This window comes from Akkermansia muciniphila (assembly GCF_030848305.1).
Classification (GTDB): domain Bacteria; phylum Verrucomicrobiota; class Verrucomicrobiia; order Verrucomicrobiales; family Akkermansiaceae; genus Akkermansia; species Akkermansia muciniphila_A.
This window is the reverse complement of sequence record NZ_CP114598.1, coordinates 2,580,237-2,593,836: the sequence shown is the minus strand read 5'-3', so window position 1 is coordinate 2,593,836 and position 13,600 is coordinate 2,580,237. Positions and strand designations below refer to the sequence as shown.

The 13,600-nt window shown below is 53.6% G+C and carries 12 protein-coding genes; 1 reads left to right on the top strand and 11 read right to left on the bottom strand.

Annotation, left to right across the window (positions count from 1 at the left end; genetic code table 11):
- Nucleotides 1-87: 87 nt before the first annotated feature.
- Entirely contained in the window at nucleotides 88-3,789 is a 3,702-nt protein-coding gene (locus O4G22_RS11250) for a LamG-like jellyroll fold domain-containing protein (protein WP_306701813.1), read from the top strand.
- A 122-nt stretch (nucleotides 3,790-3,911) separates the two neighbouring features.
- Here the strand turns inward: O4G22_RS11250 and O4G22_RS11245 are convergent, their stop codons facing one another.
- The 11 genes from O4G22_RS11245 to O4G22_RS11195 all read right to left on the bottom strand — a co-directional run bounded on the left by O4G22_RS11245 (nucleotide 3,912) and on the right by O4G22_RS11195 (nucleotide 12,943).
- Nucleotides 3,912-4,055: a hypothetical protein gene (locus O4G22_RS11245; protein ID WP_179218344.1), complete on the bottom strand. Its 144-nt coding sequence runs from the start codon at nucleotides 4,053-4,055 to the stop codon at nucleotides 3,912-3,914.
- Between the two features lie 30 nt (nucleotides 4,056-4,085).
- Nucleotides 4,086-6,866, bottom strand: a complete 2,781-nt coding sequence (locus O4G22_RS11240) for a tetratricopeptide repeat protein (protein WP_306701812.1) — start codon at nucleotides 6,864-6,866, stop codon at nucleotides 4,086-4,088.
- Nucleotides 6,867-7,146: 280 nt separating this feature from the next.
- Nucleotides 7,147-8,274: an AMP-binding protein gene (locus tag O4G22_RS11235; RefSeq protein ID WP_306701811.1), complete on the bottom strand. Its 1,128-nt coding sequence runs from the start codon at nucleotides 8,272-8,274 to the stop codon at nucleotides 7,147-7,149.
- A gap of 12 nt (nucleotides 8,275-8,286) precedes the next feature.
- On the bottom strand, nucleotides 8,287-8,598 hold the full coding sequence (locus O4G22_RS11230) for a hypothetical protein (RefSeq protein WP_012421181.1): 312 nt from the start codon (nucleotides 8,596-8,598) through the stop codon (nucleotides 8,287-8,289).
- Nucleotides 8,595-9,401: a hypothetical protein gene (locus tag O4G22_RS11225; RefSeq protein WP_306701810.1), complete on the bottom strand. Its 807-nt coding sequence runs from the start codon at nucleotides 9,399-9,401 to the stop codon at nucleotides 8,595-8,597. Before O4G22_RS11225 ends, O4G22_RS11230 begins: the two co-directional genes overlap by 4 nt.
- A 35-nt stretch (nucleotides 9,402-9,436) precedes the next feature.
- The gene (locus tag O4G22_RS11220; RefSeq protein WP_297405681.1) at nucleotides 9,437-10,021 is read right to left on the bottom strand and encodes an NADH-quinone oxidoreductase subunit C; all 585 of its coding nucleotides are present in this window, start codon (nucleotides 10,019-10,021) and stop codon (nucleotides 9,437-9,439) included.
- Between the two features lie 45 nt (nucleotides 10,022-10,066).
- Nucleotides 10,067-10,648 carry an NADH-quinone oxidoreductase subunit NuoB gene (gene nuoB / locus O4G22_RS11215; protein WP_094135966.1) on the bottom strand — a complete coding sequence of 194 codons (582 nt, stop codon included), beginning with the start codon at nucleotides 10,646-10,648 and terminating at the stop codon, nucleotides 10,067-10,069.
- 358 nt (nucleotides 10,649-11,006) lie between these two features.
- Nucleotides 11,007-11,348 (bottom strand): hypothetical protein, encoded by a 342-nt coding sequence (locus O4G22_RS11210; RefSeq protein ID WP_306701809.1) that lies wholly within the window; start codon nucleotides 11,346-11,348, stop codon nucleotides 11,007-11,009.
- Nucleotides 11,349-11,395: 47 nt separating this feature from the next.
- Nucleotides 11,396-11,587, bottom strand: a complete 192-nt coding sequence (locus O4G22_RS11205; RefSeq protein ID WP_143245555.1) for a hypothetical protein — start codon at nucleotides 11,585-11,587, stop codon at nucleotides 11,396-11,398.
- Nucleotides 11,588-12,395: 808 nt separating this feature from the next.
- Nucleotides 12,396-12,566, bottom strand: coding sequence for a hypothetical protein (locus O4G22_RS11200; protein ID WP_306701808.1), 171 nt, complete (start codon nucleotides 12,564-12,566; stop codon nucleotides 12,396-12,398).
- 68 nt (nucleotides 12,567-12,634) lie between these two features.
- Nucleotides 12,635-12,943 (bottom strand): hypothetical protein, encoded by a 309-nt coding sequence (locus O4G22_RS11195; RefSeq protein ID WP_306701807.1) that lies wholly within the window; start codon nucleotides 12,941-12,943, stop codon nucleotides 12,635-12,637.
- Nucleotides 12,944-13,600: the final 657 nt, after the last annotated feature.

Genomic DNA, 13,600 nt, shown 5'->3' with positions numbered 1-13,600 from the left:
GATTCATCCCCTCCTTTTTTATCCGCTTTCCACACGGTTTTTTGCTGGATTGATGGACAGGATCGGATAAAATGGCGGACGGTATTTATGGTTAAGGCGTTTTTCAAGAGTGCAGCCTATTTGCTGACAGCGTTTTTTGCGGGAGGCGTCTGTATTTTGCAGGCGGCGGAGACAGCCGGCTTCGGCGTGGACCTGGGCAATGGTTCCGGGACGGCACAGGAGGGCTGGACCAATGTAACCATGCCGGCAACAGCGTCGGGTGGCGCCAATGTATTTGTCGCCGTTCCGTTAATCAGAAATGGTGCGGCGTCTTCTTCATCGTCTGTGGCGGTGGGAGCCTTGTTCGGCAGGATGGTTTCCCTGACCGTCTCCGCCAAATGCAGTTCTGGCGGTTCTTATACGCTGGCGGAACCCAACACCCGGTATACCTGGTATGAAGGAGGGAAACACCGGCACAACGGTACGAACGCTGACGCGCCGTCTGCTTTTGAATTTCCCAAAGGCTGCGAAGCTTTCAATACGAGCATGCGACTGAGCGCCAACGGAATGTCGGCCGCTTCCGCTACGGCAAGACTTTCCTTCTCCGGATTCCAGGCGGGCAAGGAATATGCGGTATCTTTCTTCTGCGGGCACAATGCGCCTGCTTATGAATCCATAACGCTGGTCAGCGGATCTCTGGTGAGCGTACGGGGGCTCCAAAGCTCCATGGGGAATCTTTCCGGGAACCGGTTTTCCGGTCTTTCCAATTCATCGGGACAGGACGCCTATCTGGCGGTGGAGTGGAAGGCCTGCGCGGATGAACAGGGCAGGCTGGTGTTTGACGTGACCAAGGAGGCGAACAGCAGCGCTTCCGGCCGCATGGAATTAAATGCCGTTACTGTCAGCACGGATGATTCCCCGGCTCCGGAAGTTCCGGAGCCCCGGCCTGTCAGCGTCTTGCACAACAAGGCGCTCATTTTTCTGCCTTCTTCTCTTGCTTTGCCTGTGCCGTCCTCCACATGGACGGCTGAAAACCAGTTAACCTGCGAATTCTGGGTCAGGCCCAATGATGACGCCGTCACGGGAAAAATCATCTCTTTGGGGAATGCGTGTGTTTCCCTGGATCACGGTTTCCTGGCTCTGTCTGCTCCAGATGGGGATTCCGTCGCTTCCGTGAAAGCAGCCGGGGAGGAATTGGCTGCGGGAGCGTGGCACCATGTGGCCGTTTCCGTGGGAGTAGAGGATATATGTCTGTATGTGGATGGTCGGTTGGCTGTTTCCTCGCCTCGGACGCCTTACTTGCAGGCCATGAAATCAGGCTGGAAGGGGATTGTGCTGGAAGCGGGTTTCAAGGGGGCTCTGGATGAACTGCGTTTCTGGAACACAGCCCTGGGCGGGGAGGAAGATGACTTCTTCATGAACGGCCCGTTGTCCCTGTCTCATCCCAGGTATGGGAATCTGGTGGGCTGCTGGCGTCTGGATGGGGATTTCCGTGATGCCAAGTGGACGGAATTCTCGGAAAAAACAGGCAGCGCCTTTGTGCGCCCTTACCAGGCGGTTGCCCCTGAAGGGGCTGAATTCTCCATCGTCACGGATAATGAAACGTTCCGCTACATGCTGGTGACGGCATATGTAAGAAATGTACATGTCATTTATGACTGGCCGTCGCGCGCGCACCTCATCAACAATTCCGATTTAATCTACATCAATTCCGTCACGCCGGCCGCGAATGGCTCTCTCAATTTTCAATATCCGGACAATGACGTGACGGAAAGCTCTGGTGTGGTTTTGCTGCCGTCTGACGGAGAATGTTCCAATGTCCTGGACTTCTCCGGACAGGGGGCTTATATGAACGTGGGCGGAGGTTTGCTGGGCGCCGGCAGCTCCGGAGCGTTCACCGTGGAAGTCCGCATGGCTTTGGACGGAGACGGTCAGGAGGCGGTGCTGTTTGAAAATGACAACGTTTCCATGAGGCTGGAATGGAAGGAAGGCCATTATCAGGCTCGTATCCAGACAGGGACGGATAAAGCCTGGGTGGCGGATCTGCCTTCTGTGGAGGCCGGCAGGTATTTCTGGCTGGCCTTCGTCAGAAATTCTTCCGCGGGTACGGCATCCTTTTATGTGAACGGGAATGCCGTGAGCACGGCCGCCGCGGATGCGGGGGAAATGGAAGGAACCGCCAATGCGGTCATAGGAAGGGATTTGGACGGCAGGATTGATGAAATGCGTGTGTGGCATGAGGCCCGTGCGGCGGCCCGGCTTGGTACGGCTGTGCAGCATAGCTGGGGAGACAGGCTGCTGATGGGCCGCTGGGGGACAAGTGACCAATTTGGTCATGATACAGCTTCTTGGGTGGAGCATGTGCGTATTCTCCGCAGGCTGACTAAAGGCGTTTCCGGCATGCGGATACGTCTGGGGATATCCGGCGGGAACTGGTCCGCGATGCTGTCTGACGCGAATGCCCGTGCGGCTTTTGCCGAAAATGTGGCGGAAGTTGTCCGCAAGCATCAACTGGACGGGCTGGACCTGGACTTTGAATGGATTGAGCAGAACAACACGGCCGCCTGGAGGAATTACGGAGAACTGGCAAAAGCCATCCGGGCAGCCTCTCCGGACATGTTCTTTACCATTTCCCTGCATACTTACTATTATAAATTTCCTGTGGCCTATATGCAGTATGTGGATTACTTCACCTTCCAGAACTATGGCCCCCAAATTGACGTAAACGGATACAACAGCATGGTTTCCGCATGCGGAGCGTACCGTTCATGGGGGTATCCGGACTCCAAGATCATGCTCAGCGCGCCGTTCCAGGGAACTCCGGGAGCGGGGCAGGGCGCCGATATTCGCGCTTACCGGGATATTGTTTCAACCTGCGCCGGTGTGAGGCAAGACTCTTCCCTGGACTCCGCCAGCTTCAATTACGGCGGAGGCAAAGTGAAGACGCTGCACTTCAACGGTGTGGATACGATCAGGAAAAAGGCCCGGTACATCAGTGAACAGCAAGTGGCCGGATTCATGTACTGGGATTTGGGAATGGATGTGGCGGATTCCTCCGGGAAGAACGACTACTTTGACGAATGTTGCCTGCTCCGGGCCGCCAACCGTTATGTTTCCTCCACCGCTTATCCTGATACGCCGAGCCCCTTTGCCCTTTCTTCTGCTGGGGAAACCATCCCTGCCGGGGGCGGCGCCGTGGCGGTGGAAGTGCAGTCGGAAGAGGAAACTCTTGGCTGGGTGGTTGCAGACTGTCCGGACTGGATTTCCGCCTCCGCCGTTTCAGGGATCGGCCGTACTACGGTCATGTTGACGGCAGCGGAAAACAAATCCGCCGCCGGACGGTCCGGAACGGTAATCTTCCGTTCTTCCGACAAACAGGAATGCTCCGTCACCATAACGCAGGATGGCGCCGAACTGACGGGCTACGACAAGTGGGTGCAGGACTCCTTCCCGCCGGATGCTGCCGCGGACCGGACGGCTATGGATGCCGTTCCTGCCGGGGATGGCATCACCAACCTGATGAAATACGCCACGGGGCAGGATCCGCTGAAACCCTGCGGGAGCGTTACGAAAGTAACATTGGAAGAGGGAGAGGACGGATGCATGCATCTGGTGCTGCGCTGGCCTGTGAATCCGCAGGCGACGGACGTGAAGCATGAGGTGGAAGCCTCCACGGACCTGGCCGACTGGATTTCCCTGGGAGAAGTGGAAACCGCCGGAAAGACGGCCGCCGAATTTTGGGATGCGGAACCCGTACGGGAAAGCGGGATGGAACGCCGGTTTCTGCGGTTGAAAGTGACGCGGGAATAACTTCGGGTACGCCTTTTCTGAAAAACTTCTGTTCCTGCTTCCGTTTTTGGAGAGAGCCCTCCCAGCCCGGCGCGGCATGGCCCGGATGAAGGCGTTTCTCGTATCCGTGCCGCGACGGACGGCTATTTGTAAAGACGCGCGAATTTCAAAGGCATTTGCTTACCTTGAAACAGGAAGGGGCCGCTTAAAAAAATCGCGCCCGCTTTGCGCGCTTTTCTGCCGGCTGCAGGAAAATCTTCGGCCAAAGCTTTGTGCTCCACCGCCATTCCGTGGTATTCCCGGAGCGGGAAAAGAGTCTATTTTTTCTTCATGTTGAGTTTTTCCCTCACCCGCTCCACATTGGCGAGGGCGTCTTCATTACCCAGCTCCGCCGCCCGTTCATACCACTTTCGGGCTTCAGACAAGTCCTTGGCTACGCCGGTTCCACGTTCATACATGGACCCCAGGTTGTTCATGCACTTGGCGTCGTCCTGCTCCGCACCCTTGACGTAAAACTGATAGGCCAGCGCCATATCCTGCGGGGTGCCGAGACCTTCTTCATGCAAGTAGCCGAGTAGGAAATGCATGCCGGACACCGCATGCGTCTGGTTCTGTTCCAGGTCGGTCAGAATGTTCAGCGCCATTTTCGGATCCGGCTCCATATCCTCTCCCTTGATAAGCAGGCGAGCTTTCTCCACCAGAGCCTCCGGGTCTCTGGTTTCCGCGGCTTTCAGCACATAATCCTTGTGCAGCTCCCTGTTCGGCTGCACGCCGATGCCCAGTTCGTAATAGCGGGCCAGCCTCTTGAATCCGCGTACGTCCTCCTTTTTCACCAGGGCGGTGGCCGCCGTCATGGCAGAGGCCAGGAGCTGCTGCCGTTCCGCAGGCTCCTGAACATTCCCGGCCACGGTTTCATAATAATTGGCCAGCTCGTCCAGAGCTGTCAGGCTGCCGAGTTCTACGGCCTGTTCCCAAAATTTCACGGCTTCCGGATTGATGGTTTTCGGGGCCGGAGCCTGGCGTTCCCTGCCGGACGGGGTCATCCAGGGAGGAACGGCTCCGGCATCCGCTTGAGCATCTTCCTCCTTACCTTTCTGTTCCGGCTTCCGGAGCCACGGCGGAGTGCTGGCGTCCCCGCCGTTCAGGGTCAGCTTGACCTGCTGGTAGGCGGAAGGGGAACCGTTGCCCAGGATCGTCGTCTCCCCCGTATTCTGGGGATAGGCTGTCTGGTTGGCCAGGAAAAGAAGGGAAGGAATATGCCCCCGTGCCGCCAAACCGTGCATCATGGCGCTGTAAGGCTGTAGGTTCTCATTATTGGAACTCCACATGTCCGCCGCGTCCACATGGCCTTTCAAGGCTCCCCGGAACATCCAGGAATCCCCCTCGGCCATGCGTTTTTCCAGGCCGAATTCATAAATGAGGGCGCGGCCGAGCACGTACATGCCGCAGGGATCTCCCTGTCCGGCGGAAAGGCGGGCCCAGGCCAGAGCTTCCGGATAGCCGGATTCTTCGCTCCTGTAACTGAATAACATCAGGTATGCCAGGTCTGCCTGGCTGCGGGCGTCCCCCCTCTGAGCTTTTTTGCGGAGGGCGGCAGTCAGCTGTTCCCACTGTTCCGGCGTGGCGTATTCGGAAATTCCTTTCAGCGTGATAAAATCTCCTGCGGCGGCTTTTGCCAGGCAGTCATTCAACAGCGTTCTGGCGGGTTCTGCGGACGGTTTGTCCATTAAGTCCGGGTTTTCCATCTGGGCCAGGCGCAGCCTGGCCAGGGGATGGCCTTCCTCCGCCGCCTGCCTGTACCATACGCGCATATTTTCCCGCGCTTCGTGGGCCTTCCCTACGGAATCCTGTGTATTGGCCAGTTCCTCCTTCCACAGCTCGCCCAACTGTACGCTGGAATCTGCGTCCCCCAGCTGGGAGGCCAGCTCAAGCTCCTTATGCGTCTTGGCGTAGGGGGGAAGCTGGTGGAGTTTTTTTGGGGGAAAGGAAAGCGGTTCCTTCAGGTATGGCATGCCCCGTTCGTCATGAAGGGACAGCAGATCCAGGGCCGCTTTGCGCAGCTCCCGTTCCTGCGGGGGCCGCGCTTCGGAAATCAACTGGGCGTACCAGGCGAAGGCGTTATTGCTGCCCAGTTTCCTGGCCTGATCAAACAGAGGCTGGAGAGATGAGCTTTTCCCTCCACCCATTTTTCCCTTCATGCCGGCGGAAAGGTCTGCCAGCAGGGTTTCAAGATCCCCTCTGGAGCGCAGTTCCGCCAAGAGCTTTCCGGCCTGTGCCGGGGTGGTCTCCTTCGTCATTTCCGCCAGAAGCCGCATGGCTCCTGCGTGCCCCTTTTCCGCAGCCAGGGAAAGGAATTGAATGGCCGTGTCCCTCCATTCCCTGCCGTCCTTACCGGTGCCGGAAGGGCCGCCGTCCAGGGCAAGGGCCAGTTCCCCTGTCCGCGCCAGAAGAACCGGTTTGGCGTTTTTTCGGTATTTCTTCAGGGGCTCGATAACTTTGGCTGGGTCTTCCTTCAGCCAGTCCACTTTGATGAAAGCGAGCTGGGCCAGCGAATCCTGATCGCCGGAAGCTGCCTTCTTTTCCAGGGGGGCCAGGTAGCGCCTCAACTCGGCTTCCGGAAGATCCGTGACGGTGTACAGGGCCGTGATGGCGTCCATGTCTCCCTTTTCCGCAAGCTTGCGGCAGGCAGCCAGCCATTCCGCGTGTTCCGGCTGCATGGGTTGCGCCTTGAAAATCCCGAAAATCCCGTAAGGATCCGTCATCATGAGCTTGGGAGCCGGATGGCCGGATGCCGTGGCCGCGTTACGGAAAAAATGCTGCATGTGTTCCAGGCAGGCCAGCGGCAGGTCTCCCCGGTTCAGGTAATAAAGACCCATCCAGTATTCCCCGGCCAGCATATTGGCCCGGAAGTCTCCTGCCGCGGCTTTGTCCAGCACTTCCCCGTACGTCCAGCCGCCGTCCATAGGCAGTTGGGAAAGATCCCGGACCGGAACGTATTCCACCTGCCCGGGAGGATTTGCCGCTGTGGCGGATGGAATGTCCTGGCCATAAGCCGGAACGGAAAAAATAAAGGGAATAAGCAAAAGACGGGCTCGCATGGATCAACTCTTTTCTAGCAGGAAAAACCTCTGCCCTACAAGCGTTTTTCACGTGTCTGAATGTTTAATTATTGGTCATGTCACGTTCTTTTTTTAAGAAAATAAATGGAGTCGGACAGGAAGGTCCCGGAGATGTATGCGGAAGCCCGCAAGGCGGAGGAAAATGGCTTTCCGGGAGACAGGATGAATGAAGTGGATAAGGGATTCCAAGCCCGCCGTATTTCTTTCTTCCGTCCGGTTCGGATTCTTTTGATGAATATCCCCGGAAAATGGCCTTTTATTAAATTTTCCTCAGTTGTTCCGGATGATCGCTCAACTGGGAACGCAGCCGGTTTCTGTCCAGCTTTCCCATGACTGTGAGAGGGATGGGCGTTTCCATAACGGCGCGGATGCGCTGGGGGCCTGGGGCCGCCGCATTCCATGCGCGGCAGGCCTGCTCCAGAAGGGCGGCGGAAGGACCGCAGGCAACCAGTTCCATTCCGGCGCGCGGATGTGGAACTGCCTCCACGACAGCCTCCGGAACGCTGCGGCGCAAAACGTCCTGGACGGCATCCGGATCCACCAGTTCCCCCAGAACTTTGACAAGTCTGTCCGCCCGGCGCAGAAAGGTCAGCAAACGTCCTTCCAGGCGTACCAGGTCGCGGGTGCTCCACCACTCCTGCGGAGCGACCCGTTCCAGGAGAAACCCTCCATGGGGCTGCGTCAGCAGACGGCCGGACAATTTCCCTTCCCCCTGGAAGCGCAGGAGGCCCTTTTCGTCCGTCTGAACTTCCCAATGGGGCAGAAGGGAGAGGCGGTCCGTATGGTAGGAATCTCCGGGAAGGGCCGTGGCTAATTGGGAGCCGGCTTCCGTCATGCCGTAGCTCTGCACTACAGGCCAGCCAAGGGTGCGCGCTTTCCGTCCCGTCTCCGCGTCCAGCGCGCCGCCGCCTACAATAATGCACTCGGCGGTGGAAGGCGCTCGGAGGCCGAGGCGGACCAGATCCACTACCTGCGTGGGAACCAGGGAGGACCATCTGGCTCCTGAGCTTCTCATCAGGTCGGCATAGGCCTGCGGGCACCACTTACCGCGGAGCGTATGGACGGCGGTTCCGGCCAGGGCCGCGCGCAGATAAATCATGGCGCCCCCCACATGCCAGACAGGTAGCGGACAGCACCAGTCCCCGTTTTCCGCATGCAGATGTTCCAATGCCCCGCGCGCGCATATATCCAGAGCGCGGCGGGTGAATAAAATGGCTTTGGGAGGCGAACCGGAAGAGCCGGAGGTGGCGAAAGCCGTGATTCCATCCATGCCCCGGCGGGAAAGAAAGGCGGCGGCCTCTTCCGCCCAGCCTCTCAAATGGGGCGGGGCCATCACGCAAGGGCCGTTGCCACGGTCCCAGGGCAGGGGTGTTCCGGAGGCGGGCATGGCGGCGGCAGTTTACCGGAGGGCCTTTCTGCGCAGGGTGTGCCAGCGTTCTTCCATGCGGGGCTTCAAATGGTGTTCAATCCATGCATAAGCTGCTTCCAGGCCGCCCGCTTTGAAAGTGCGGCCTATCTCCGCTTCCACGCCTGTGGCGTTGCCGGTGCGGCGCAGAAAATCATTGCTGGTGAATTCTACGAAAAGCTTGCCGTTGATTGCTCCTTCCTCCGCCAGAATCCATTCCCTGACGTACAACGCCAGAATGGCGTCCCCTACCCATGCCTCCGCGCGGAGGCGTTCTTCTGTAGCCTTGTCCATATGATGGTTCATGAAAATCTGGCAATGGCGGTTTTCCCTCCCAAAGGATCCCTGATGGGAGGCGGAGGCTCGCCGGGCGCCTTGTTTCCGGAGGGGGAAGCCGGTTGGCGGTTTTCCCGCGGGAGCTCCGGCAGATTGTCCGTGGGCGAGGTGGGGGCTCCTGGCAATGGCGGGTTCTCCTTGACGCCCTGTGGCGCGGGCGCGGCTCCCGGAACCAGGGGCACGTCCAGCACTCTGTCCTGGGCCGCGCGGCGGTTGGCGGCGTCCCTGGCTTCCAGGGACTTGCGGAGCGCTGTTTCCGATTCCGAATTCCAGTATCCGGAATCCAGTTCTATATAAATATTGGAATAAGGCAGGGATGTCTTGGTTTTAATGACCAGCACGTTGAACTGCCTGGCCGCGTCTTCGATCAGGGAATTGATCGTGCGGCTCATCAGTTCAAAATGCTGGCGCCCAGGAAGCATTTTATTGATATTGTTGCGGTAACGCTTAATGCCGGGAGCATAGTCCTCCGTAACGCTGCGCAGCTCCGAGCTGATCATGATGCGGGGCACCACGTGGGCTTCCTCCTCCAGCATATTCAGCACATCCAGAAGCACTTCGTCCGACGTTTTGTCGGAAACCATGGTTCTGATGCCGGTTCCCGTGTAGGCGGGAAAGGAGGATTCCGCAATGACAATCCAGTTTCTAGCCCCCACGATGGCCAGGTTTTTATATAACTGCTCCTTCCATTCCCGTTCTGCCGGGTTGGCGTCCTGGCAGCCGCTGAACAGGCTGATGATGCATATGGGCAGGATGAAGGGGAGTCGGGTCATGGGTGGGACCCCGCCTTGCGGGGCTGGAAAATGGGCTAGAATTTATGGGACCGGGGTTCGCGGCAGGCGCTGGGGCAGCGGCCTTGTTCCGTAGCGAACGGCGCTCCCTGGGTGGGAGCCGCCTCCGTAAAGGCGACGCCCGGCAGTTCAGTAGGTACGCCTTGAACGGGGAAATCCTTTCGCAGGGGGAAGTAAGGATAGCCTTCCCACATCAAAATGCGGCGCAAATCAGGATGGCCTGAGAACCTGATGCCCATCAGGTCCCATGCTTCACGTTCGTGCCAGTTGGCGGACTGGAAAATTTCCGTGACGCTGGGCACTTCTTCGCCGTCGTCCACCTTCGTCTTGAGGCTCAGGTTCGCGCCTGTTTCCGACTGCGTCAGCGTGTAGTTGACTTCAAAGCGGGGGCTTTCCCCCATATTGTCCACGGAAGAAAGGTTAACCAGCATATCAAACCCGGCGGAATCCCGCAGCCAGCGGACAACATCCGCCACAGCCTGGCGCGCGACGGTCAGCGTAATATCTCCGCGGAATTCGTAGCGGTCCGTGATGACGTCTTTCCCAAAGCGGTTTTGGGCGTTGTCTGCGGCGGTTTTAATCTGTGATTCTAGAGAAAGCATGGAGAAAAAATGGTAAAAGTGGAACGGAAGAAACGTTGGAAAAACTTACTCAAGAGGCATTTCCGTGTTGACCGGGACGGGAGCGTTGGCTTCGCGAGGCTCTTCCTTCTTGAAGAAGGTGCGTGCGGGCTGCTGGGTATCCATCTTCTTGCGCAGGGTGAGCAGGGCTTCCAAAATAGCCTCCGGACGGGGCGGGCAGCCGGAAATGTAAACGTCCACGGGGAGAATCTTGTCCACGCCCTGGAGCACGGAATAGGAGCGGAACATGCCGCCGGTGGAAGCGCACGCGCCCATGGCGATGCACCACTTGGGTTCCGGCATCTGGTCCCAGATGCGGCGGACGGCCAGGGCCATTTTATAAGTGACGGTGCCGGCTACAATCATTACGTCCGCCTGGCGGGGGGAAAAACGCGTCACTTCCGAGCCGAAGCGGGAAAGGTCATAACGGGAACAGGCCACGGCCATGAACTCAATGGCGCAGCAGGAAAGCCCCATCGGCATGGGCCAGAGGGAATTTTTACGAATCCAGTTGATGGCGGCGTCCAGGGTGGTATAGACAAAATTGCCTTCCGCATTGGAGTCCAGTACTCCCGTTTCGTAAATATTCGGTTCGTTCGTGGTGACCATGATAACAGATGATTCTTGCTGAAGTCAGATTAGCGAGATGCCTTCAACTCTCAAGCCTTAATTTGGTTCAGCCATGATTTTCTGCGGCTTGTTCCGGCCCTGTTTTCCGGCCTCACGGGAGGGGGGATGAATAAACCCGCACAGGGTTTCCCCCGTGCGGGTTTTTTATCCAACTATATTACCTATGAAACTCAGAACTCCCCATAATGGGCGGCGGTCTCTCTACCTCCCGTCGCCCGGTTTGTTGCTGATGCAGGTTAGAGCCCCAAACAGGAACATCCGTTCAAAAAGAAGAAAATTGTATGACAAAAAGTCGGAGATATAATTGAAAATTATTGAAAATAAATATATTATATAGCTATTTTCTTTCAAGGGGATGCGTGGCCGGAGCTTCATTTCTTTGTGGTACCTGTGAAGAAAATGGCGGAGCGGAAAGGACGGAGGGGCCGTTTACGTTTTTCCTGTTCCTGAAGGCGCGGATGGAGAGATGAGCGATCAGCCAGAGGCCCAGAGTGATACAGGCTGCAAGAGCGGACATGCTTTCCGTAATATCCCATAAAAATAGAATGGCCAGTTCTGCCGCCAGCAAAAAAATCCCCAGGAAACGCCAGTACAGTGATTCTCCCTTATGTTTGGCGCGAGGGGAAAAATCGGCAAGAAGGCACGGGATATCCAGAAGAAGAACGAGAAAATCAAGCATGGTATTTGTTATGATAAACAGAAATAGATGGTTCTTCTTTGTTTATCCTATTTGTTCGGTGTTCGGCAGTCCAGGGCGCTGTCTAAAAATAGCCGCGGTATCAGGTAGCGTTCATGGCTGGCGACCGTGCCGTTAACCGTCACCTTCTTCATGTAGCGTCGTCCCTGGTAATCGTAGCCGCACTCAATAATCGTGTTTCCATTCTGGCTGGTGAAGCTCACCGCGCGGTATATAATCAAATAATATTTTAAAGTCCAAAATAATATTATAAATCATCCGTTAATACAGAAAATCCACTTGTTTGTAGAAATTAACTATTACTTTTTCACGGCATTGAAAACTTTTGAAATGTTGCTAAAACAAGATTAAGTAAATTCGAGATTGTGTATTACCATTATTTCCTATTCATCTCAAAAAAACGGAATATAGATTTTATCATTGGCACAATAAGGATCTACCAATTCATTTTAACAAATTTGAAAAACGAATCTCTCAGCTAGGCATGAGCCTTAATTATTTGATTTAGTAAGATATTCCAATATAAAAAGAATATAACATACATAGGGAAAAATAAACAATGATGAACAGGGATATTGATTTTTTGATGCATTCGTACCAGCTGAAGAATGATACAATATATGACAAGTATGCTAAAAATAGAAATAAAATGTATCTGAGATTTTTATCATCAATGTTACTGGCATATTTGCCCGGCAGCACAAAAAATCTATAGTCATCAGGTAAAATAAGCATGCATCCAAAAAATAAATATACAAATAAAATATAGCTGAAAATAGATTTGCTTTTCTTAAATTTTTTTTCTTGAAAGAAGATATCAAATGATATCATTGTTTCAACAATTTCTTTTACGTTTTTCATAATTATTTATGAACGGTTGTATTTTTTTTATACCAAATAGACTTATGGAATCAATTTGGACAATTTATTTGTAATATATTATACGTAGAAAGTGATTTTATATCTTGCTGAATTCCTTAAACATATTTATATCTTCAACAGGGGAATAAGGCATGATTTCTGGATTAGTTAAATGGATCTCAGTTTTTTTATTTCAATTTTACGCCATATTTCTGTTTGTTTATCTTTATTCCATAAATCAACAGTAGCCCCTACATGTAATGTATGTGAAGTACTTAATATTTTATTAGGTGTTAACTGCGATATGTATCTATCTTTTCCTAATAAGTCTGTTTCCATGTTGATTTTATTGCTGATGAGCCTATACAAATTTCAATCACCCTTTTCAGCGATAGGGTCACGATTGATCATCTTCCGTCTTTTGGGTTGTAATAGTGGTAATTGTAATAAACCAGGACGGGTTCTTCGTCGTGCATCTCGCCGGACCACTGGACGGGCTGGACGAGACTGCCCGTGGAAGCCGCCTGTCCATAGGGCGAGTAATCGTAAGCCGCCGCAATACGTCCATCTCCATCGAACACCTCCGTCACATTCTTGTTGAAGTCCATGCCATAGCAGTAAAGGGAAGCGTCCTGCGCGAGGGCCAGGGGGCGTGTGGCTGTCGGTTCCAGAGGATCCCACAACAATGTGCGGAGCACGTTACGGCTGTTGAGCATGTCCAGGGCGGCTACTTGCTATATCTTTGTCCCATGTAGGCTTAGCGACTTTCCTCCATCGTGTTACTATGAAAAATGAAGTATCTATTTATCGGAATCTCTGTATTCAGGTAATGGATATTTAAAATGAAATATAGTTAATGATGAGTTTTCTGTTGTATTTTTTTTGTTTTAATATTTCAAAAAGAAATTTAATTATTTTGTTTATAAATAATAATAACAGCAGTAGTAATCCTATAAAAATGCCTAAAATTATTCCGTGCTCAAAACAAATTATGAATGTAATCAAAACAATAGGAATGCAACCTATAATGATAGATATAGTACTAAAAATAAAAGATATATCTGAATCTTTTATATATAGACATGAAAAGGGATGATAAATAAATTAATAAAAAACAAGATATTAGGGGCATAATTGAAATAATTTTTTGTTTATTGTTTTATTTTTTTCTTTCCAAATATATACTTGTGTCCAATTTCCCATTGGATAGCCAGAAGACCAACTAGGCATTGGGTAATAAAAAAATGAAGTAGCAGATGTTGTATTAGTTGCTTTATATAGCATTTATATAAAATTCATTTCCTTCATTAATAATTTCAATAGAAACATCGCCACGGAACTTCCAACAAAAGTTGGTCCGTTCTTCGCCGTTG

Excerpts from the sequence above, each read along its gene's own strand:
- nuoB (WP_094135966.1), bottom strand. The coding sequence starts at position 10,648 with ATGGTCACCACGAACGAACCGAATATTTACGAAACGGGAGTACTGGAC.
- O4G22_RS11210 (WP_306701809.1), bottom strand. The coding sequence starts at position 11,348 with ATGCTTGATTTTCTCGTTCTTCTTCTGGATATCCCGTGCCTTCTTGCC.
- O4G22_RS11220 (WP_297405681.1), bottom strand. The coding sequence starts at position 10,021 with ATGCTTTCTCTAGAATCACAGATTAAAACCGCCGCAGACAACGCCCAA.
- O4G22_RS11240 (WP_306701812.1), bottom strand. The coding sequence starts at position 6,866 with ATGCGAGCCCGTCTTTTGCTTATTCCCTTTATTTTTTCCGTTCCGGCT.
- O4G22_RS11195 (WP_306701807.1), bottom strand. The coding sequence starts at position 12,943 with ATGCTCAACAGCCGTAACGTGCTCCGCACATTGTTGTGGGATCCTCTG.
- O4G22_RS11200 (WP_306701808.1), bottom strand. The coding sequence starts at position 12,566 with ATGGAAACAGACTTATTAGGAAAAGATAGATACATATCGCAGTTAACA.
- O4G22_RS11250 (WP_306701813.1), top strand. The coding sequence starts at position 88 with ATGGTTAAGGCGTTTTTCAAGAGTGCAGCCTATTTGCTGACAGCGTTT.
- O4G22_RS11225 (WP_306701810.1), bottom strand. The coding sequence starts at position 9,401 with ATGACCCGACTCCCCTTCATCCTGCCCATATGCATCATCAGCCTGTTC.
- O4G22_RS11230 (WP_012421181.1), bottom strand. The coding sequence starts at position 8,598 with ATGAACCATCATATGGACAAGGCTACAGAAGAACGCCTCCGCGCGGAG.
- O4G22_RS11245 (WP_179218344.1), bottom strand. The coding sequence starts at position 4,055 with ATGGCGGTGGAGCACAAAGCTTTGGCCGAAGATTTTCCTGCAGCCGGC.
- O4G22_RS11235 (WP_306701811.1), bottom strand. The coding sequence starts at position 8,274 with ATGCCCGCCTCCGGAACACCCCTGCCCTGGGACCGTGGCAACGGCCCT.